Source organism: Billgrantia antri (genome assembly GCF_017868935.1).
In the GTDB taxonomy this organism is placed as follows: Bacteria; Pseudomonadota; Gammaproteobacteria; order Pseudomonadales; family Halomonadaceae; genus Halomonas; species Halomonas antri.
The window spans coordinates 2,291,693-2,312,729 of record NZ_CP053383.1 but is presented as its reverse complement, the minus strand read 5'-3'; the positions used below and the strand labels follow the sequence as shown (position 1 = coordinate 2,312,729).

Sequence of the window (21,037 nt, the reverse complement as noted above, 5' to 3'; positions counted from 1 at the left end):
AGGGGTGGCATGTCTCGTCAAACCGTTGTTCTGGGTGCCGGCATGGTCGGTGTTTCCATCGCCTGGCATCTGGCCCGTCGCGGCCGTTCGGTGCTGCTGGTGGACCGGCGTCAGCCAGGGCGGGAGACCTCCTACGGCAACGGCGGACTGATCCAGCGCGAGGCGGTGCGCCCGTATCCGTTTCCACGTGAATTCGGCAAGTTGCTGAGCGCACTGCCCAACCGTCGGGTGGATATCCGTTATCGCGCGAGCGGCATGTTGACCTATGCCGGCCCGTTGTTCGACTACTGGCGGTACTCGTCGCCACGCCATTATGAGCGCATCGCTGACGAATACGCTTCGCTGATCGTGCTTGCCACCGAGGAGCACGCACCCATGATCGAGGCGGCCGGTGCGGCTGACCTGATCGGCAAGGAGGGGTGGCTGGAGGTGCATCGCAGCCAGGCCGAGCTCGAGCGCCGCCGGTTCGAGGCGGAAGATGCCGCCTCCCGTTTCGGTGTGACTCACGCCGTTCTCGACGACAGGAGCCTGGCTCGCAGTGAGCCCCAGTTGGGCACGGGCCTGGCCGGGGCGATTCACTGGACCAACTCATGGAGCGTGGCCGATCCTGGTGCTCTGGTAGCGGCCTACGCCGCGAATTTTCAGCAGCAGGGAGGCGAGTTCCTGCAGGCGGACCTCAAGCGAGTCAGCCAGGACGGTCAAGGCTGGCGTGTCGAGACGGATGACGGCAACCACTACGCTGATGACGTCGTCGTGGCGCTGGGACCCTGGGCCGGGGAGTGGCTCACGGGGCTGGGTTACCGGCTGCCGACCTTCGTCAAGCGGGGCTACCACATGCACTTTGGGGCGCCGCAGGGACAGCGCCTGCGGCACTGGATCGCCGATGCCGATATCGGTTACATCCTGGCGCCGATGCGTGCCGGCATTCGCTTGACGACCGGGGCCGAGCTGGCTCGGCTCGATGCGCCCCCCTCCGGTGGACAACTGGATGCCGCCGAGCGTCGGGCGCGAGAACTCTACCCGGCGCTCGGTGAACGTCTGGAGGCGGAGCCCTGGAAAGGGGCTCGTCCCTGTCTCGCCGACATGAAGCCGGTGATCGGGCCCGCACCACGGCACAAGGGGCTGTGGCTCGCCTTCGGCCACGGTCACCAAGGCTTCACCTTGGGGCCGGTGACGGGGCGACTGATTGGGGAAATGATGGATGGAGAACCAGCGTCCGTGGACATGTCGCCGTTTCGCGCGGATCGCTTCCGATAGCTTCAGGGTCGGCTGGCGTCACTCGCTGAGCCGGCGTCGGCGCCGACGGCGCCACTGGTGATGGACGAACTTGATCACCAGGGTCATCACGTAGACCACCCAGCCGGCGCTGGCGAGAACGTTGAACAGCAGCATTTTCTGCTGTCCGCTCATGGGGGCGAGCAGGGTCTCGATGAGCACGCCGAACAGCAGGGCAAGTGCCATGGGCAGGGCAAGGATGTGCATCCACATCTCGGTGCGCCGTTTGCGTACGTGGTAGCGGCTCAGATGGATGCGAAAGGGGCGATGCATGAAGCTGACCAGAATCATGGCGCCGAGGGCGAGCATGGCGGCCAGGGTGGGTTCTACGCTGTCCATCCTGGCCGAGATGCTGATCGACCAGAAAAAGACGATCCACATCAATCCGGCCAGGATGGCGACGATATCGGCGTAGTGGCGAACCCGGGGCATTGGTATCTCTCACGGCAAAATCGGCGTCGATGATACGGCAAATCGGCGGCTGTTGCTGCCGTCGAGGCAACTTTCTCGACGCTGGTCCGACTCTCATCGGTATAATCGGGACTCGACATTCATGCTGACCGACAGGATATGCCGTGACCGCTATCACCCTGACTCGCCCCGACGATTGGCATCTTCATCTGCGTGACGGAGAAGCGCTCGAGACCGTGGTGCCCGCCACTGCCAGGCAGATGGGGCGGGCGATCATCATGCCCAACCTAAAGCCACCGGTTACCACTACCGAGCAGGCGATGCGTTACCGTGAACGGATCCTTGCGGCGCGCCCCGAAGGCTCGGCCTTCGAGCCCTTGATGACGCTCTACCTGACGGACAAGACGCCGGCCGATGAGATCGAGCGTGCCGTCGCCAGTGGTCGGGTTCACGCGGTCAAGCTCTATCCGGCCGGTGCGACCACCAACTCCGATTCAGGCGTCACCGACCTGGCCCGCTGCGATGATGCGATCGCCGCCATGGCGCGACTGGGATTGCCGCTGCTGGTCCACGGCGAGGTCACTGATGCCGAGATCGACATTTTCGATCGCGAAGCCGTCTTCATCGAGCGCGTGATGAAGCCGCTGCTCGAGCGTCACCCGACCCTCAAGGTCGTGTTCGAGCACATCACGACCGCCGACGCAGCTGAGTTCGTCGCCCGGGCACCGGCCAACGTGGCGGCAACGATCACCTCCCACCACCTGCTGTTCAACCGCAACCACATGCTGGTCGGCGGCATCCGCCCGCACTACTACTGCTTGCCGATCCTCAAGCGAGAAAGACATCGTGAGGAGCTGCTGGCGGCCGCCACCTCGGGCAGCGGCAAGTTCTTCCTCGGTACCGACAGCGCCCCACATGCCCAGGGCGACAAGGAGTCGGCCTGCGGATGCGCCGGGGCCTATACCGCCCCAGCGGCGATCGAGCTCTATGCCATGGCGTTCGAGCAAGCCGGGGCGCTGGGTCGCCTCGAGGGGTTCGCCAGCCACTTCGGGCCGGACTTCTACGGCCTGCCACGCAACACAGACGCCATTACCCTGGTACGTGAGGAGTGGACGCTGCCGGCATCGCTGCCCTATGCCGACGGCCAACGCATCGTGCCGCTGAAGGCAGGAGAGACGCTTTCGTGGAGGCTGCTCGATTCATAACGCTGGCTCCGCGGTCTCACGACTGCCCCATCATTTAAATTTCCAGTCAAGCATTGCCGGGTGAGCTATGGTTAATGAGCGCAGGATGCGCTCGCTCTTCGTACACCAAAGTTGCCATCAAGGTGCCTGGCGGCTCGGCCGTCGGGTATCCGTGGTCAGTCTTGCGCAGAGAACCGATACAGGATGAAAAAATGGACTCCCAGGCGCGCACGTAGGGTATCTCGGCGCTTTGTCGAGCTTGCGCTCTTGCTGACCGTCGCCAAGGGAAAGATTCCGGTCGTGTATTTCGACAAATTGCTTAATGTCGGGGATGCGATCACGCCCTTTCTGGTTCGCCGGCTCACCGGCAAGGAAGCTTACCGAGTCCACTCGAACTCGGTCGCTCATCTGCTGGGGGTCGGAAGCATCATCCACCAGGCGAGAAGCCGCAGCCTGGTGTGGGGCAGCGGGGTCATCGATCCGGCGTGGCTGCCGAGGCGCGACGCCCTGGAGCAAGCCAGGTACGTGGCCCTTAGAGGCCGGCTCACCCAGGAGCTGCTGGCCGAGAGAGGGGCGGACGTATCCGCATCGGTACTCGGAGACCCCGCGCTCATCGTGCCCCTGCTTTACCAGCCTTCTCGAAGTGGTCAAAAGTTCCGAATCGGGTTGGTACCCCACTACGTGGACCAGGACAACCCGGTCGTCCGCTACATGGCGAAACTCCCCGGCATCAAGCTGATCGACGTGAGGCAGCAGCCCGAGCCGTTCATCGACGAACTCAATCAATGCGATTCGATCATCTCGTCGTCGTTGCACGGGCTCATCCTTGCGGATTGCTACCGAATCCCGAACCTTTGGGTGCGTTTCTCGGACGGCATCACCGGCGGGCAGTTCAAGTTCCACGACTATTACAGCACCACGGACGTACCGCGCAATCGCGTCATGCCGGTCGCGGATCGGGCAGCGGCCGATGCCTGTATTGCGGCTCTGCCTGAGCGGTCCGGTGTCGCCCAGTACCAGGGCGATCCGCTACAGCTGGCTGCCGCCTTCCCTTTCACGGAATTTGGATGGCGGCACGGCAATGCGTGGGGGCAACCGTGAAGGTTGCTGCCTGACGCGTTCCCTTGGTCGACACCCTGTCAGGTGTCAGCCAATGGCGGGCTCGGGTTCCACCTGCGGGGCGAGTCGTACAATCATGCGCTCGACCATGCGCGCCGAATGGGCAGCGGCCTTTTCCAGGAACTGCTCGAACGAGAGATGGTTGTCGCCGCCACCGGCGATGTCGGAGAGCGCGCGGATAACCACGAAAGGGCAGCCGTAAAGGTGACAGGTCTGGGCGATGGCTGCGGCCTCCATCTCGGCCGCGAGCATGGTGGGAAATCGCGAGCGAGTCTTGCTGACCAGCTCCGGGCAGGCCATGAAGACGTCGCCGGTGGCGATCAGCCCCTCGACCACTCGGACTTCGCCGAGGGCTTCGACACACTCACGGGCCAGGGCGACGAGGCGTTTGTCGGGCATGTAGGCCGCCGGCATTTGCGGCACCTGGCCGTGTTCGTAGCCGAACACCACCGCATCGACGTCATGGTGGCGCACCTCGCTGGAAACCACCACGTCGCCAATGTCGAGACCTTCGCCGAAGCCGCCGGCCGAGCCGGTATTGATGATGGCCTCGGGTTGGTAGACGTCGAGCAGCAGGGTGGTGCCGATGGCGGCGTTCACCTTGCCGATGCCCGACTGCAGGATTACCACGTCGACGCCATGCAGCTTGCCGTGGTGGAAGGTGCAGCCGACATGTGTGCGGGTACGGCGATCTTCCAGCAGGGAGGCGAGGTAAGCCACCTCTTGCGCCATGGCGCCAATGATGCCGATACGTTTCATCTTGTCTTGCGGTCTCCGGTCACGTGGCGACGGGCGCCGTCGAGCTGCGGGTCACCCTGTCGCTCATGAGCGGCCTGGCGGCAGTGGCAAAAAAGAAGGGCGCATTCTAGCGAAGCGACAGCCCGTTGTCAGGCTGTGCGGTTCAGAGCGTGGCGACATCCTTTTCCATGGCGTCATGCCGCTCGGCGGCATAGAGGGTGTTCTCCAGCAGTGAGGCGACGGTCATCGGTCCCACTCCGCCCGGCACCGGGGTGATCCAGGAGGCGCGTTCCGCGGCCGGGCCGAACTCCACGTCGCCTACCAGCCGTCCGTCCTCCTCACGGTTGATTCCCACGTCGATGACGATGGCGCCCTCGCGTACCCACTCGCCCTTGACCAGTCCGGGGTTGCCCACGGCCACCACCAGCAGTTCGGCGCGGCGAACATGTGCCTCCAGATCGTGGGTGAAGCGGTGGCACACGGTAGTGGTGCAGCCAGCCAGCATCAGTTCCAGCGCCATGGGACGGCCAACGATATTGGAGGCGCCGACCACGGTAGCATCCAGCCCCCGAACCTTGAGTCCCTGGGCCTGCAGCAGCGTCATGACACCTTTGGGCGTGCATGGGCGCAGCACCGGGAGGCGCTGAGCCAAACGGCCCAGATTGTATGGATGGAAGCCATCCACGTCCTTGTGCGGCAGTATGCGTTCGAGGAGGGGGCGAGAATCTAGGTGGGCCGGCAAGGGGAGCTGGAGCAGGATGCCATCGATACGGGAATCGGCATTGAGCTCGTCGATCAGCTGTTCGAGAGCCTGTTGGCTGGTATCGCTGGGAAGTGTGTGCCGAAAGGATAGAATTCCTGCCTGCTCACAGGCGCGGTGCTTGTTGCTGACATAGACGTGAGAGGCTGGATCTTCGCCCACCAGGACGACGGCGAGGCCAGGGATGCGCTTGCCCTCGGTGCGACGCGCCTCCACCTGGCGTGCAACCTGTTCGCGGACCTGCGCGGCAATGGCCTTGCCATCGATGAGTTGGGCGGTCATCGTCTCTCCCCCGTGGTGTGTACAGTGAGCGGCGCTCGTGCGGCCGGCTACGGAATGCGAAGGGTGCCGATTTTCGCATGACGTGCCCGCGAGGCAAAGCGCAAAAGCCTCGCTCCGTCAGGAAGCTATTGACCGCGGTCGATTCTCGCGTAGAATACGCAGCGCTCGGCGAGGCCCGTTTGGGCATCGTGGGCCGTGCGAAGGCCGGCGGGGTGTAGCGCAGTCTGGTAGCGCGCCTGCTTTGGGAGCAGGATGTCGGGGGTTCGAATCCCTCCACCCCGACCACAACCTATTGTTTATGCTGAGAAATTGGCGATACGGGGTTGCGGTCAGACGCCATGGAACGTAGAATGCGCCCATAGCTCAACCGGATAGAGCAACGGCCTTCTAAGCCGTAGGTTGCAGGTTCGAGTCCTGCTGGGCGTGCCAGTCTGGCTTAAGTCCTGGCGGCTGGGCGACCTCCGGCTCGGGAGTTGAGTTCGAAGCACGTTGTTCGCCAGGCAGTGTCGATATGGTGGATGTAGCTCAGTGGTAGAGCCCCGGATTGTGGCTCCGGTGGTCGTGGGTTCGATCCCCATCATCCACCCCAATCGACTTCTGCATGGTTCATCTCTGCAATGGTGGATGTAGCTCAGTGGTAGAGCCCCGGATTGTGGCTCCGGTGGTCGTGGGTTCGATCCCCATCATCCACCCCATTGCACCCGTATTACTTTCTAGCGTTTTCCTGTCCATGCTGTGTGCGCTTCGTGCATTCGGCCTCCTTGGCTTTGCTTCTCTCGTCTCTGATGTGCCTTTTCTCGCGGTCGGTGCCGTCGTGAGGTGGTAAGGCGTGCCCGATGTGACGGCGTCTTGCTGTCATCACCCTCACGCTTAGCCTTGAATAATGCCCAATAGCCCCCATCTTGTGGGCGTAACGCTTGCCAGCGTAGGGCGGGATTCTTAGAATCTCTCTTTTACATTCCACGCTTTTTCAAGAACGCCCCCAGTCGGTAGAGGACCATTCATGCAAGTTTCCGTCGAAACGACCTCCCAGATCGAGCGCCGTGTCACGTTCCAAGTGCCGGCCGCCGAGGTCGACGAGGCCGTCGAAGCCCGCCTCAAGGACACGGCGAAGAACATTCGCCTCAATGGTTTTCGCAAGGGTCGGGTACCCATGTCCGTGGTGCGTCAGCGTTATGGCCGCGGCGTGCGTGACGAGGTCGTGGGCGAGCTGATGCGTGAGCGCTACGTGCGTGCTATCACGGAGCAGAACCTCAATCCGGCAGGCTTTCCGAGTATCGAGCCAAAGGTCGATCAGGCGGGTAAGGATCTGGAGTTCGTGGCTTCTCTCGAGGTCTACCCCGAGATCGAGCTGGCTTCGGTCGAGGGTACCGAGGTCGAGCGCCCAGTGGTGCAGGTGAGCGATGCCGATCTCGAAGAGATGATCGAGACCCTGCGCAAGCAGAACGCTTCCTGGGAAGAGGTCGACCGCGCCGCCGAAGAGGGCGATCAGGTCAAGATCGATTTCCAAGGCTTCCTCGGCGACGAGCCGTTCGAGGGGGGAAGTGCCGAAGGTCACGAGCTGGTGCTGGGGTCCGGTAACTTCATCCCCGGCTTCGAAGACCAGTTGGTCGGTGCCAAAGCCGGCGAGGAGAAGGAGATCAGGGTCACTTTCCCTGAGGACTACCAGGCCGAGCATCTGGCGGGCCAGGAGGCCACCTTCAAGGTCAAGGTCCACGCAGTCAAGGGACGCGCCCTGCCCGAAGTCGACGAGGAGTTCATCAAGCGCTTCGGCGTCGAGGACGGTGATCTCGAGAAGTTCCGCGCCGAAGTCAAGAAGAACATGACGCGCGAGGCCAAGCAGGCCGTCGACAACCGCGTCAAGCAGCAGGTTCTCGAGGCGTTGAAGAAGACCAACGACATCCCCGTGCCCCAGGCGCTGGTGCAACAGGAGACCGATGCGCTCAAGCGCCAGGCGGCGCAGCAGTTCGGTCTGGGCGAGGACTTCGATGTCTCCCAGCTGCCGAACGAGCTGTTCGCCGAACAGGCCAAGGGGCGTGTGCAGGTAGGGCTGCTGCTGGCCGAGGTGATCAAGGCCAATGAGCTCGACGCCAGCGATGATGAGATTCGCGCCAAGGTCGAAGAACTCGCCGAGCAGTACCAGGAGCCCCAGCAGGTCGTTGACTATTATATGGGCAACGATCAGCTCAAGACCCAGGTCAAGTCGGCTATCCTCGAAGAGAAGGCCGTCGACAAGCTGCTGGAACAGGCCAGCGTCAAGGACGTTGAGATGAGCTACCAGCAGGCGCTGGCTGCCGCCCAGCAAGGCGAGCAGGGCGAAGCCGAGGAAAGCGAGGAAGCAGCCAACGGCTGATTCGGCGACGTGAAGCTTCACCTGCCGGTCTCCGAGGTGGAATCGGCAGGTGGGGAAGCGCTTCCATTCATCGGATGCAAGGACATCACACTGATGAGCAACGAGTTCGAGACCCGTAATGCCGGCGGCCTTGTGCCAATGGTCGTAGAGCAAAGCGCGCGTGGCGAGCGGGCCTACGATATCTACTCCCGGCTGCTGAAGGAGCGTGTGATCTTCCTGGTTGGGCCGGTGGAGGATCACATGGCCAACCTGATCGTGGCGCAGCTGCTCTTCCTCGAGTCCGAAAACCCGGACAAGGATATCCACCTCTACATCAATTCCCCGGGCGGTGCCGTGACTGCCGGGATGTCGATTTACGACACCATGCAATTCATCAAGCCCGATGTCTCCACCGTCTGCATCGGCCAGGCCGCCAGCATGGGGGCGCTGCTGTTGGCTGGCGGCGCCGCGGGCAAGCGCTACTCGCTGCCCCACTCGCGGATGATGATCCATCAGCCGTTGGGCGGCTACCAGGGCCAGGCATCGGACATCGAGATCCATACCCGGGAGATTCTCGGGATTCGTGACAAGCTCAATCGTATCCTCGCCCACCATACCGGGCAGGATATCGAGACGATTGCCCGGGACACCGATCGTGACAACTTCATGAGCGGTTCCCAGGCGGTGGAGTACGGCCTGATCGATGCCGTACTGGATAAGCGGCCCACATCCTGATAGCGTGAAATCAGGCACGCTTCAATTACGTGATTAGCGGCGGCCGACCTGGCCGCCGAAGTGACAGAGGTACGCGAATGGCCGACGGCAAAGGCAAGGACGAAGGCGGCAAGCTGCTTTACTGCTCGTTCTGCGGCAAGAACCAGAATGAAGTACGCAAGCTGATTGCAGGCCCGTCCGTATATATCTGCGACGAGTGTGTCGACCTGTGCAACGACATCATTCGCGAGGAAGTTCTCGATGCCGATGCCGAGAGCGATGAGGAGCGTCTGCCCGTTCCCCGCGAGATTCGTCGCACTCTGGATGAGTACGTGATCGGTCAGGACCGTGCCAAGACGGTGCTGTCCGTGGCGGTCTACAACCACTACAAGCGTCTTCGTGCCGGCATCAAGGGCGACGACGTGGAGCTCGGCAAGTCGAATATCTTGCTGATCGGGCCCACCGGTAGCGGCAAGACGCTGCTGGCCGAGACCATGGCGCGCCTGCTCAACGTGCCGTTCACCATCGCCGACGCCACCACCCTTACCGAGGCGGGCTATGTCGGCGAGGATGTCGAGAACATCATCCAGAAGCTGCTGCAGAAGTGTGACTACGATGTAGAGAAGGCCCAGCGCGGCATCGTCTATATCGACGAGATCGACAAGATCTCGCGCAAGTCGGACAACCCTTCGATCACTCGCGACGTGTCGGGCGAGGGGGTGCAGCAGGCTCTGCTCAAGCTCATCGAGGGTACCACGGCGTCCGTGCCGCCACAGGGTGGTCGCAAGCATCCGCAGCAGGAGTTCCTGCAGGTGGACACCGGCAACATCCTGTTCATCGTTGGCGGCGCCTTTGCCGGCCTCGACAAGGTCATTCGCGATCGCGCCGAGAAGGGTGGTATCGGCTTCAGTGCCGTGGTCAAGAGCAAGGACGAGACCAAGGGCGTGGGCGACCTGCTTGCTGACGTCGAGCCGGAGGATCTGGTCAAGTTCGGCCTGATCCCAGAGTTCGTTGGCCGTCTGCCGGTCATCGCCACCCTGACCGAGCTCAGTGAGGACGCGTTGATCCAGATTCTCACCGAGCCCAAGAACTCGTTGGTCAAGCAGTACGCCCGCCTGTTCGACATGGAGGGCGTGGAACTCGAGTTCCGCGAGGACGCCCTGCGGGCGGTGGCGGCCAAGGCGATGGCGCGCAAGACTGGTGCCCGTGGGCTGCGCTCCATCCTCGAGTCGGTACTGCTCGATACCATGTACGAAATTCCCTCCATGGAGGGGGTTTCCAAGGTGGTCATCGACGCCTCGGTCATCGCCGGGGAAAGCGATCCGTTGCTGATCTATTCGCAACAGGAGCAGCGGGTCGACGGGACTGACGGCTGAGGCCTGGCGGCCTTCGCTGCCAAGCCCAGACGGAAGAGGGGTCGCTCGGGCGGCCCCTTTTCACGTTTGCCAGCGCTGGCCCTTGCAATGGTGGCGACGTGCCCCCATCCCCCCTGTACACACCGATTTTCTGTTTGAGGAACGTCTGCGATGCAGCAGAACGCCGTTCAGACCTTGAGTCTGCCCCTACTGCCACTGCGTGACGTTGTCGTTTATCCGCAGATGGTGATCCCGCTGTTCGTCGGCCGTGAGAAGTCGATCCAGGCCCTCGACGCGGCAATGGCCGCCGACAAGCGCGTATTGCTTGTCGCTCAGCGCGAGGCCGGGCAGGACGATCCCGGTACCGACGATCTGTTCACCATTGGTACCGTTGCCGAGATCATGCAGCTTCTCAAGCTGCCCGATGGCACCGTGAAGGTACTGATCGAAGGCGTGTCGCGTGCCGACCTGCGTGAAGTCCATCACACCGATGGCCACAGCGTGGCCGAGGCCGTGCTGCGCGACAGCGAGCCGCTGAGCGAGCGCGAGCAGGAGGCGCTGGTACGCGTGCTGCTCAACCAGTTCGAACAGTACGTCAAGCTCTCCAAGAAGGTGCCCAACGAAGTTCTCAATTCGTTGACGGGCATCGAGGACCCGAGCCGTCTGGTCGATACCATCTGCGCCCACCTCTCGCTGAAGATCCAGGACAAGCAGCAACTTCTGGAGATGGATCGCGTACGTGAACGCATCGAACACCTGATGGCGCTGATCGAGTCGGAGATCGACCTGCTGCAGGTGGAGAAGCGTATCCGCTCCCGGGTCAAGGACCAGATGGAGAAGTCGCAGCGCGAGTACTACCTCAACGAGCAGATGAAAGCCATCCAAAAGGAGATGGGCGAGCTCGAGAACGTGCCCAACGAGGCCGAGAAGTACGAGAAGGCGATCGAAGCGTCGGGCATGCCCAAGGAGGCGCGCGACAAGGCCGTGCAGGAGCTGGGCAAACTCAAGATGATGTCGCCGAGTTCCGCCGAGGCCACGGTGGTGCGTTCTTACCTGGACTGGCTGGTCTCGGTGCCGTGGAAGAAGCGCACCCGGGTCAGGCACGATCTTGTGCATGCACACAAGGTGCTGGACGAGGATCACTACGGGCTCGACGAGGTCAAGGAGCGAATCCTCGAGTACCTTGCCGTGCAGAAACGGGTCAAGAAGCTCAAGGGGCCTGTGCTGTGTCTGGTCGGTCCCCCGGGGGTGGGCAAGACCTCGCTTGGCCAGTCGATCGCCCGTGCCACCAACCGCAAGTACGTGCGCCTGGCATTGGGGGGCGTGCGCGACGAGTCGGAGATTCGCGGGCACCGTCGAACCTATATCGGCTCTCTGCCGGGCAAGCTGATCCAGCGCATGAGCAAGGCCGAGGTCAAGAACCCGCTGTTCCTGCTCGATGAGGTCGACAAGATCGGCATGGATCACCGTGGCGACCCCGCCTCGGCGCTGCTGGAGGTGCTCGACCCGGAGCAGAACGACAAGTTCAACGACCACTATCTCGAGCTCGATTACGATCTCTCGGAAGTGATGTTCATCTGTACTGCCAACTCGATGAACATTCCGGGGCCCTTGCTCGATCGCATGGAGGTCATTCGTCTACCCGGCTACACCGAGGACGAGAAGCTGGCCATCGCCCGGCGCTACCTGGTGCCGAAACAGCTCAACGCCAACGGTTTCAAGGAGGAGGAACTGGCGTTCTCCGACGAGTCGCTGCTCGAGCTGATTCGCTACTACACGCGCGAGGCGGGGGTGCGCGAACTCGAGCGGCAGATCGCCAAGGTGTGCCGCAAGGTCCTACGCGAGCGGCTCGAATACGCGGGCAAGGGAGCCCAGGCGCCGGCGCTGCTTTCCGCTGCGGACGTGGAGGCCTATGCTGGCGTGCGTCGCTACAGCTATGGACTGGCGGACAAGGAGGACCAGGTGGGTCGCGTCACGGGCCTGGCCTGGACATCGGTGGGCGGAGAGCTGCTCAATATCGAATCGGTTGTCACGCCGGGCAAGGGCCGTATCAACAAGACGGGGTCGTTGGGCGACGTGATGAAGGAGTCCGTCAGTGCAGCCCATACCGTGGTGCGTGCGCGAGCAGAGGCGCTTGGCATCGACCCGGAGCGTTTCGAGAAGGAAGACCTGCACATCCACGTGCCGGAGGGCGCCACACCCAAGGATGGCCCCAGCGCAGGCATCGCCATGGTCACTGCCATGGTGTCGGCATATACCGGCCGACCGATACGTTGCGACCTGGCGATGACCGGTGAAGTGAATCTGCGCGGTGAAGTGATGCCGATCGGTGGTCTAAAGGAGAAATTGCTGGCGGCACGGCGCGGTGGTATAAAGATTGTGCTCATTCCGGAAGAGAACCGTCGGGACCTCAAGGAGGTACCGGATAATATCAAGGACGCGCTGGATGTCCGGCCCGTTCGTTGGATCGACGAAGTGCTGGAATCGGCCCTTGCTGAAAGGACCGTCAATGGTGGGGAAGAATCACGAACGGAAGATTCGGCTTCTTCTTCCAGCATGATCAGTACGCATTAACGATAATTGTCGCGTCATGCCCGGGGTCAGAAGCCGGGTATGACGCGGTTTGGCGCCGCAGTTGCTTGACACCTCTTTTGCAGCATTGCTATAAACTGGCAGCCATGCTGTGATCGAGTTGCCGGGCGAAAGGCACGCCGATTAGAGCCATTTTCCGAAACAGTCAAGGGGTGAAGTGTGAACAAATCCGAGCTGATCGAAGCCATCGCCGCGTCTGCCGATATTCCTAAGGCCGCTGCGTCTCGTGCACTGGATGCCATGGTGGACACCGTCTCCGAAAGTCTCAAGAAAGGTGATACGGTGTCTCTCGTCGGATTTGGTACTTTCTCGGTGAAGGAGCGTGCCGCCCGCACCGGCCGCAACCCGCAGACAGGCCAGCCGATCCAGATCAGCGCAGCCAAGGTGCCGACGTTCAAGGCTGGCAAGGCACTCAAGGACTCCGTTAACTGAGTCAACGGGTTATTTGCGCCGAAGGTCCGAGCACGGGCGAAGCAACTCGGCAGCAAACGATCAGGCGCATCGCTTCGGCGGTGCGCCTTCTTTTTTCACGCGATGGTAGCTCCCGCATTGGGCGAGCAGGGCTGTCGCGATGGCCCACAACAGCCCGTCACCGTATAATGTGGCGCCACAGCTAGCCAACAATCTGCAACCGAGGCCTGCATGCTGCAAAGTATTCGTGATCGCTCCAGAAGCTGGGGTGCCAAGATCATCGTGGGTGCCGTGGTGGTCACCATGGCACTGTTCGGCATCGAGTCCCTCGTGGGGCTGTTCGGTGGAGGAGGCGATGAGGTCGCCAAGGTCAATGGACAGAGCATTACCCGCCAGGAGCTGGAAATGGAAGTGCAGCGTGCGATCCGTTCCGGCCAGGTTCCGCCGGAGCAGGAGCGGGCCCTGCGTGGCCAGGTACTCGACGAAATGATAGGTGAGCGCCTGTTACTCGCATTTGCCGAGGATGGAGGGCTGTATCTCTCTGACGAGCAGCTCGACCAAGTGATCGTGACGTTGCCTGAGTTCCAGGACCAGAGTGGCCGCTTCGATACCGATCTGTTCCGTAACCGTCTGGCGAGTGCCGGCTTCACGCCGACCTCGTTTCGTTCTGCGCTGCGTGTCGACCTCAAGCGCCAGCAACTGCAGCAGGGGCTCGTGATCAGCGACTTCGCGCTCGAAAGCGAGCGTGAGCGACTGGCATCTCTGCAGCGCCAGGTCCGGACGTTCCGCTATCACAGCCTTGGCCCAGGGGATCTCGCCGAGCCCGTGCAAGTCAGCGAGGCGGAGCTCGAGGCTTATTATGAGGAGAATCGCGAAAGCTTCCAGCGTCCTGAGCAGGTGCGCCTCGAATACGTGATCATCGACCGGCAGGAGATGGCCGAGCGGGTCGAGGTCGACGAGGAGGCGGTTCGCCAGGCGTGGGAAGAACGTGGGCGGGATGCTGATCGTCGCGTATCGCACATCATGGCGACGTTCGGCGACGAGCGAAGCCGCGATGAAGCCGTGGCGCGCCTCGAGGAAGTGCGCCAGCGGCTGTCCGAGGGGGAGTCTTTCGACGAGCTCGCCCTTGAGTATTCCGATGATCCCACGACGGCCGAACAGGGGGGCGATCTGGGAGTCGTCAGCCGCGGTTTCTTCGGCGATGCCTTCGACGAAGCGGCTTTCGCGCTGTCGCCTGGGCAGGTGTCCGGCATAGTGGAGACCGACAATGGCTTGCACCTGATCAAAGTGACGGAGTTGAATCAGGCTCCGCTCGAGGAGGTGCGCGATGAGATCGAGCGCGAGCTGGCGCTGGAGCAGGTGAGTGACGAATACAATCGCCGGGTCCAGGCGTTGATCGATGAGAGCTTTGCTGCTGACGATCTTGCCAGTGTTGCTGCCAGCCAGGAACTCGAACTGCACGAAAGTGATTGGGTGTCTCGTGAGGGTGGCGAGGGCGTCCTTTCAGAGCCTGGTGTCATGAGTGCGGCCTTCAATGAAGAGGTGCTGAACGAAGGTTACAACAGCGAAGTCATCGAGCTGGACGAAGATCGGCGGATGGTGCTGCGTGTGGCCGAGCATCGCGAGGCGACGGTGCTGCCCCTCGCGGAAGTGCGGGACCAGGTTATGGCTGCCGTCGAGCGGCGCAAGCAGCGCGACGCGCTGCTGGATGTAGCCAAGCAGCAGGCCGAGCGACTGCAGGACGGGGAGACGCTCGAGCTCGACTGGCAGCGGGTCGAGGAGGCGACTCGTCAGCAGGGCAATGTGCCGCGGGCCGTGCTGCAGGCGGCTTTTCGCCTGCCTCGACCAGACGGGGATGAGCCCGTCTACGGTTATACCGGCGATAGTGAGCGTGTGACGCTGATCGCGCTGGATAGCGTGGCGGCCGGTGAGCCCGACGAGGAGACCGAGGCCTTCGTGGCACGCATGGCGCAGCAGCTGCGCGCCCAAGCCGCCATCCAGGGGCTGCGCAGCCATTTGCGCGAGACCGCCGAGGTGGAGCGCTACTGATTCGGAATGGTGGAGTGTGACAAGGAGGGGGCGTAGCCCCCTCTTTTACCGTCAATTATTATACCGTTATCTATCATGAAAATGCTATTGGCTGGTGCTGGTTCTGTTACTCTATAACAATGGCTTTGTCACGATTTCAGCCTTCAGGATGTCTCATGAGCACAGCGCCTCTCACAGCCATTCCCGTCCACTTGTTTACCGGTTTCCTCGGCAGTGGCAAGAGTACGCTGATTCACCGCTTGATCGAGCAGAAGCCCGCAGATGAGCGCTGGGTGGTTGTGATCAACGAGTTTGGTCAGGTCGGTATCGATCAAGCCATGTTCGAAGCGCGGGACGACGTGGTGGTCAAGGGGCTGCCGGGGGGCTGTCTCTGCTGCCAACTGGCTTTCATTCTGCAGGCCACTCTGGTCAACCTGCTGCACCGTCATCGGCCTGATCGTCTCATTATCGAGCCGTCCGGGCTGGGACATCCGGCCGGTTTGCTCGATGTGCTGCAGGGAGAAGCTTTCATCGGCGTTCTGGTGCTGCGCGATGTCGTGGCATTGCTCGATCCCGCGCGGCTCGAGGATTCCCGTGCACGAGAACACGAGACGTTCAACGATCAGTTGGCCATGGCCGATGCCGTGGCATTGACCATGAGCGACCGGGCGACTCCTGGGCAGTTGGTTGGCGCTCGGCATCACGTCGAGGCAATGTGGCCACCCAAGAAATGGGTGGCCGAGGTTGCCCATGGCGAACTGCCGGTTTCACTGCTGCTGGAAAGTGGTCAACATCGGAAGGAGGCGCGGCCCAGGGTGAGCGGCGGCCATGACGCACTTCGCGACTCGGCTCGGCAGGTGGTGGTCCTGGATGGCTTCGATGCGGCCGCGCCACAGCCCGGACAGCCGCTGCAGGAGAGCGGCATGGCGCTAGGCTATCGTACCCTGAGCTGGCGCTGGCACTGTGAGGACGTGTTCGATCTCGACCGTTTGACGCAGGTGCTGGATCGCCTGCCATCTCAGCTGAGGGTGAAAGGGGTGCTGCATACCGATGCGGGGTGGAAGCTCTACAATCGTGGGGATGGCGCGGCAAGTCTGGCCGCCAGCGCTTGGCGCAAGGACTCGAGACTGGAGCTGATCGCCGAGTCGGAATTCATGCCGTCCGTGGAGGAAACTCTTACGGCCCTGCAGGCGTGTCGCCGGCAGGGCCGTAAGGATGCGGCATGGCGCTGAAATGGTGGGGTTACAGTGCGATTTCGCGCAGTACCGGATCACCCTCTGCACCGATCTCGACTTCCCAGCCCTTGCCGGGCTGCCAATCGCCCAGCACGATGCGTCGCGCGGGCTGCTCGTCGACTTCCATCTCATGTACGGCGGGGCGGTGAGTGTGGCCGTGGATCAGCGTGGTGACGCCATGATCGCGCATGACGCGCTCGACCTCGGTGGGGGTGACATCCATGATGTCCTCGGCCTTGCTGGAATTGGCCTCGCCCGACTGCTGGCGCAATTGAGCGGCCAATTGCAGACGATCGGCCAGCGGCATGGAGAGTATCTGCTCTTGCCAGGCGGGATTGCGGGCCTGTTCGCGAAAGGCCATGTAGGCCTCATCGCGTGTGCACAGGCTGTCGCCGTGCATGAGCAGGACCGGCTGGTCGGCGAAGCGCAGTACGGCCGGGTCGGTGACCAGCTTGGCGCCGGCTGCCGCGGCAAAGCGATGGCCGAGCAGGAAGTCGCGGTTGCCGTGCATCAGGTAGATGGCCGTGCCTTCGTCGGTCAGTTGTCTAAGTGCGCCGGCGACGCGAATGGCCAGTGCTGCATTGCCGGTGGGGTCCTGGTCGGCATGGTCGAGCAGGTCGTCGCCTATCCAGGCCTCGAAGAAGTCACCCAGGATATAGAGTGCATCGACGCCGTGGGCGCGCCGCTCGAGCCAGTCGAGAAAGCCTTCAGTGACCTCAGGAGCGCCGGGGTGCAGGTGCAGGTCGGAGATCAGCAGGGTGGTGGTCATGGCGTGTCCCAGGCTTGGTGAAGCGAGCTGCCGCACGCCCGCTGCATGCGGGCGTGCGGGGCTGCGAAATCAGCTGTCGCTGGCTTCTTCCTTGACGTAGGCGCGCTGGATCAGCACATCCTCGGCGGGCACGTCGGCGTGCATGCCGCGACGAGTGGTGTCTACGGCGGTGATGCGCTCGACCACGTCCATGCCCTCGACCACTTCACCGAACACGCAGTAGCCCCATCCCTGGATAGACTTGCCGCTGTGGTTGAGGAAGTCGTTGTCGGCCACGTTGATGAAGAACTGTGCGGTGGCGGAGTGCGGATCCTGGGTGCGGGCCATGGCCAGGGTGCCGGTCAGGTTTTTCAGACCGTTGTCGGCTTCGTTCTCGATCGGATCTCGGGTGGGCTTCTGGTTGAAGTCCTGGTCGAAGCCGCCGCCCTGGATCATGAAGCCGGGTATGACCCGGTGGAAAAGCGTGCCGTCGTAGTGCCCGTCGCGAACGTATTGCTCGAAGTTGGCCGCGGTCTTGGGCGCCTGGTCGTGATTCAGGGCGATAGTGATATCGCCGAAGCTGGTCTCGAGAATGATCATCGAAGTTTTCCTGTCTGAAGGAGCGCGCCTTGGCGCCGTGCATGGGCGTGGCGTTATAATAGCGGTTTTGCATCGATGCGCGAAGCGCGTCGGGTCCATCGATAACCGAGACCCCTCCCGAATTCGCGACCCAACCAGAGGTTTGCCGCAACGACATGAGCAGCGAAAACGCCAGTGCGCCGAATTTCATTCGCAACCAGATCCGTGACGAGATCGATGCCGGCCGCGCCGGCAAGGTCGTGACCCGCTTTCCACCGGAGCCGAACGGCTTCCTGCACGTGGGGCATGCCAAGTCGATCTGCCTGAATTTCGGTCTGGCCGAGCAGTTCGGTGGGGATTGTCATCTGCGCTTCGACGATACCAACCCGGCCAAGGAGGAGCAGGCCTACATCGATGCCATCAAGGAGGACGTTAGCTGGCTCGGCTTCGAGTGGGCCGGTTCCGTGCGCTACGCCTCCGATTACTTCGAACAGCTCTATGCCTGGGCGCAGCATCTGGTTCGTGAGGGCAAGGCCTACGTCGACGATCTCTCCCCCGACGAAATGCGCGAGTACCGCGGTACCCTGACCGAGCCGGGGCGCCCGAGCCCATGGCGCGAGCGCAGCGTAGAGGAGAACCTCGACCTGCTCGAGCGCATGCGCGCCGGCGAGTTCAACGAAGGCGAGAAGGTGCTGCGCGCCAAGATCGACATGGCCTCGCCCAACATCAACCTGCGCGACCCGATCCTCTACCGCATTCGTCATGCCCACCATCATCAGACCGGTGACAAGTGGAAGATCTATCCTTCGTATGATTTCGCCCACGGCCAGTCCGATGCCATCGAGGGGGTGACCCACTCGATCTGCACGCTGGAGTTCGAGGATCACCGGCCGCTCTACGAGTGGTTCCTCGACAACCTGCCGGTACCGGCCAAGCCGCGCCAGATCGAGTTCGCCCGGCTCAACATGAATTACACTCTGACCTCCAAGCGCAAGCTCAAGTTACTGGTGGACGAGGGCATCGTAGACGGCTGGGACGATCCGCGCATGCCGACCATCTCGGGCATGCGCCGCCGTGGCTATACCCCGGCGTCGATCCGCAAGTTCTGCGAGATGATCGGCGTGACCCGGGCCGATGGCGGCCTGGTCGATATCGCCATGCTCTACCATGCCATTCGTTCGGACCTCGAGGACAACGCGCCGCGCGCGATGTGCGTGCTCAACCCTCTCAAGGTGGTGTTGACCAATGTGGCGGAAGACCACGAGGAGGTGTACGAGGTGCCGGGTCACCCAGCCCGTGACGACATGCCCGTGCGCCGCGTGCCGTTCACCCGCGAGCTCTACATCGACCAGGACGACTTCATGGAGGAGCCACCGAAGAAGTTCTTCCGCCTGGCGCCGGGGCAGGAGGTTCGCCTGCGCAACTCCTACGTGATTCGCTGCGATGAAGTGGTGAAGGATGCCGCCGGTGGTATCGAGGAGCTACGCTGCTCAGTGGATTTCGACACCCTGGGCAAGAACCCCGAAGGGCGCAAGGTCAAGGGCGTGATCCACTGGGTCAGCGCGACCTATGCGGTGCCTATGGAAGTGCGTCTCTATGACAACCTGTTCCTTGTCGAGCAGCCCGACAAGGACAAGGACGCCGACTTCCTCGAGCACCTCAACCCCGAGTCGCTCAAGGTCTGTCAGGCCATGGGCGAGCCGAGCCTGGCCGATGCCACCCCCGAGTCGCGCTTTCAGTTCGAGCGCGTGGGCTACTTCTGTGCCGACCGTCACGCCTGTCGCGACGGCAAGCTGGTGTTCAACCGCACCGTCGGGCTGAAGGACAGTTGGGCAAAGATACAGAAGAAGGGCTGACATGCAGATCTACAATACGCTGACGCGGCGCAAGGAGACGTTCACGCCGATCGAGCCGGGCAAGGTGAACATGTACGTGTGCGGCATGACCGTCTACGACTACTGCCACCTGGGCCATGCCCGGGTGATGGTGGCCTTCGACGTCATCACCCGCTACCTGCGTTGGCGCGGTTATGACGTCACCTATGTGCGCAACATCACCGACATCGACGACAAGATTCTCAAGCGGGCTGACGAGAACGGCGAGAGCATCACCGCGCTGACCGAGCGCATGATCGATGCAATGCACGAGGACGAGACGCGCCTGGGCGTGCTGCGTCCCGACCATGAGCCGCGTGCCACGGGCCATGTGGGCGAGATCATCGCCATGGTCGAGACCCTGATCGACAAGGGCTACGCCTATCCGGCTGAAAACGGCGACGTCTATTATCGTGTGCGCAAGTTCGAGGGCTACGGCAAGCTCAACAACCGCAACCCGGACGAGATGCGCGCCGGTGCCCGGGTCGAGGTCGACGAGCACAAGGAGGATCCGCTCGACTTCGTGCTGTGGAAGGCCGCCAAGCCGGGCGAGGCGAGCTGGTCCTCGCCTTGGGGTGAGGGCCGCCCCGGCTGGCACATCGAGTGCTCGGCCATGTCGACCTGCTGCCTGGGCGATACCTTCGACATCCACGGTGGCGGACCGGACCTGACCTTCCCGCATCACGAGAACGAGATCGCTCAGTCCGAAGCGGCCACCGGCAAGCCCTACGTCAACACTTGGATGCATGCCGGGGCCGTGCGGGTGAACCAGGAGAAGATGTCCAAGTCACTGGGCAATTTCTTCACCATCCGCGAGGTGCTCGAGGTTCACGACCCGGAAGTGGTGCGCTACCTGCTGGTGGCCAGCCACTACCGTAGCCCGATCAACTATGCCCCCGAGTCGCTGGCCGAAGCGCGCAAGTCGCTGGAGCGTTTCTACACCGCTCTCGAAGGGCTCGACCCGCAGAGCGTTGCGGTGGGTGAGACCGTCGGCCGTTTCGCCGAGCGCTTTACCGCCGCCATGGATGACGATTTCAACACCGCGGAAGCACTTTCGGTGCTGTTCGAGCTGGCTCGCGAGCTGAACCGTGCCAAGGCGGAAGCACCCGACGAGGCACTGTCGCTGGCCGCCGAACTGCGGCGTCTGGGCGGGGTGCTGGGGCTGTTCGGTCAGGAACCGAGCCGTTTCCTCAAGGGCGGCCAGGCGGCACTACCGCTTACCGAGCAGGAGATCGAGGCGCGCATCGTTCAGCGGGCCGAGGCCAAGAAAGCCAAGGACTTCGCCGCTGCCGATGCGATTCGCGACGAACTCGCGGCGCTGGGCATCGTGCTCAAGGACTCTCGCGAGGGTACGAGCTGGGTATTCGAGTCGCCCAGGCCATAACGGGGCTTTCAAGGTC

Annotated in this window: 17 protein-coding genes and 4 tRNA genes; 16 read left to right on the top strand and 5 right to left on the bottom strand. The window is 62.6% G+C overall.

Going from position 1 to position 21,037, the window contains the following annotated elements; all coding sequences use genetic code 11:
- Positions 1-9 precede the first annotated feature (9 nt).
- Positions 10-1,257 (top strand): NAD(P)/FAD-dependent oxidoreductase, encoded by a 1,248-nt coding sequence (locus HNO53_RS10805; RefSeq protein ID WP_209472130.1) that lies wholly within the window; start codon positions 10-12, stop codon positions 1,255-1,257.
- An 18-nt stretch (positions 1,258-1,275) separates the two neighbouring features.
- Here HNO53_RS10805 and HNO53_RS10800 read toward each other — a convergent pair whose 3' ends face one another.
- Complete coding sequence (locus tag HNO53_RS10800) at positions 1,276-1,707, bottom strand: hypothetical protein (protein ID WP_209472129.1); 432 nt, start codon at positions 1,705-1,707, stop codon at positions 1,276-1,278.
- A gap of 143 nt (positions 1,708-1,850) precedes the next feature.
- Between HNO53_RS10800 and pyrC the strand changes: the two genes are divergently transcribed.
- Both pyrC and HNO53_RS10790 read left to right on the top strand, forming a co-directional pair.
- Positions 1,851-2,891, top strand: a complete 1,041-nt coding sequence (gene pyrC, locus HNO53_RS10795; RefSeq protein ID WP_209472128.1) for a dihydroorotase — start codon at positions 1,851-1,853, stop codon at positions 2,889-2,891.
- Between the two features lie 246 nt (positions 2,892-3,137).
- Positions 3,138-3,971: a polysaccharide pyruvyl transferase family protein gene (locus tag HNO53_RS10790; RefSeq protein ID WP_209472127.1), complete on the top strand. Its 834-nt coding sequence runs from the start codon at positions 3,138-3,140 to the stop codon at positions 3,969-3,971.
- Positions 3,972-4,016: 45 nt separating this feature from the next.
- Here HNO53_RS10790 and mtnN read toward each other — a convergent pair whose 3' ends face one another.
- Positions 4,017-4,748 carry a 5'-methylthioadenosine/S-adenosylhomocysteine nucleosidase gene (gene mtnN / locus HNO53_RS10785; protein ID WP_209472126.1) on the bottom strand — a complete coding sequence of 244 codons (732 nt, stop codon included), beginning with the start codon at positions 4,746-4,748 and terminating at the stop codon, positions 4,017-4,019.
- A 142-nt stretch (positions 4,749-4,890) separates the two neighbouring features.
- On the bottom strand, positions 4,891-5,769 hold the full coding sequence (folD, locus tag HNO53_RS10780) for a bifunctional methylenetetrahydrofolate dehydrogenase/methenyltetrahydrofolate cyclohydrolase FolD (protein WP_209472125.1): 879 nt from the start codon (positions 5,767-5,769) through the stop codon (positions 4,891-4,893).
- 208 nt (positions 5,770-5,977) lie between these two features.
- Between folD and HNO53_RS10775 the strand changes: the two genes are divergently transcribed.
- From HNO53_RS10775 to HNO53_RS10725, 11 genes are all read left to right on the top strand, one after another.
- Positions 5,978-6,054, top strand: a tRNA-Pro gene (locus tag HNO53_RS10775).
- Positions 6,055-6,121: 67 nt separating this feature from the next.
- A tRNA-Arg gene (locus HNO53_RS10770) sits at positions 6,122-6,198 on the top strand.
- Positions 6,199-6,283: 85 nt separating this feature from the next.
- Positions 6,284-6,358: transfer RNA gene (locus tag HNO53_RS10765), tRNA-His, on the top strand.
- 31 nt (positions 6,359-6,389) lie between these two features.
- Positions 6,390-6,464, top strand: a tRNA-His gene (locus HNO53_RS10760).
- A 308-nt stretch (positions 6,465-6,772) separates the two neighbouring features.
- Entirely contained in the window at positions 6,773-8,122 is a 1,350-nt protein-coding gene (tig, locus tag HNO53_RS10755; RefSeq protein ID WP_209472124.1) for a trigger factor, read from the top strand.
- A 93-nt stretch (positions 8,123-8,215) separates the two neighbouring features.
- Entirely contained in the window at positions 8,216-8,836 is a 621-nt protein-coding gene (gene clpP, locus HNO53_RS10750) for an ATP-dependent Clp endopeptidase proteolytic subunit ClpP (RefSeq protein ID WP_209472123.1), read from the top strand.
- Between the two features lie 77 nt (positions 8,837-8,913).
- On the top strand, positions 8,914-10,191 hold the full coding sequence (clpX, locus tag HNO53_RS10745) for an ATP-dependent Clp protease ATP-binding subunit ClpX (RefSeq protein WP_209472122.1): 1,278 nt from the start codon (positions 8,914-8,916) through the stop codon (positions 10,189-10,191).
- A 150-nt stretch (positions 10,192-10,341) separates the two neighbouring features.
- Entirely contained in the window at positions 10,342-12,744 is a 2,403-nt protein-coding gene (lon, locus tag HNO53_RS10740; protein WP_209472121.1) for an endopeptidase La, read from the top strand.
- 177 nt (positions 12,745-12,921) lie between these two features.
- Positions 12,922-13,194, top strand: a complete 273-nt coding sequence (locus HNO53_RS10735; RefSeq protein ID WP_197447248.1) for an HU family DNA-binding protein — start codon at positions 12,922-12,924, stop codon at positions 13,192-13,194.
- A 210-nt stretch (positions 13,195-13,404) separates the two neighbouring features.
- Positions 13,405-15,222 carry a SurA N-terminal domain-containing protein gene (locus HNO53_RS10730; protein ID WP_209472120.1) on the top strand — a complete coding sequence of 606 codons (1,818 nt, stop codon included), beginning with the start codon at positions 13,405-13,407 and terminating at the stop codon, positions 15,220-15,222.
- 155 nt (positions 15,223-15,377) lie between these two features.
- Positions 15,378-16,433 (top strand): CobW family GTP-binding protein, encoded by a 1,056-nt coding sequence (locus HNO53_RS10725; protein ID WP_209472119.1) that lies wholly within the window; start codon positions 15,378-15,380, stop codon positions 16,431-16,433.
- A gap of 10 nt (positions 16,434-16,443) precedes the next feature.
- On the opposite strand, the gene HNO53_RS10720 is transcribed toward HNO53_RS10725, so the two are convergent.
- Positions 16,444-17,205: a UDP-2,3-diacylglucosamine diphosphatase gene (locus HNO53_RS10720; protein ID WP_209472118.1), complete on the bottom strand. Its 762-nt coding sequence runs from the start codon at positions 17,203-17,205 to the stop codon at positions 16,444-16,446.
- 69 nt (positions 17,206-17,274) lie between these two features.
- A complete protein-coding gene (locus HNO53_RS10715; RefSeq protein ID WP_209472117.1) occupies positions 17,275-17,784 on the bottom strand; it encodes a peptidylprolyl isomerase in 510 nt (169 codons plus the stop codon).
- Between the two features lie 155 nt (positions 17,785-17,939).
- On the opposite strand from HNO53_RS10715, the gene HNO53_RS10710 reads away from it, so the two are divergent.
- Positions 17,940-19,619 (top strand): glutamine--tRNA ligase/YqeY domain fusion protein, encoded by a 1,680-nt coding sequence (locus HNO53_RS10710; RefSeq protein WP_209472116.1) that lies wholly within the window; start codon positions 17,940-17,942, stop codon positions 19,617-19,619.
- Between the two features lies 1 nt (position 19,620).
- The gene (cysS, locus tag HNO53_RS10705) at positions 19,621-21,021 is read left to right on the top strand and encodes a cysteine--tRNA ligase (protein WP_209472115.1); all 1,401 of its coding nucleotides are present in this window, start codon (positions 19,621-19,623) and stop codon (positions 21,019-21,021) included.
- Positions 21,022-21,037 lie beyond the last annotated feature (16 nt).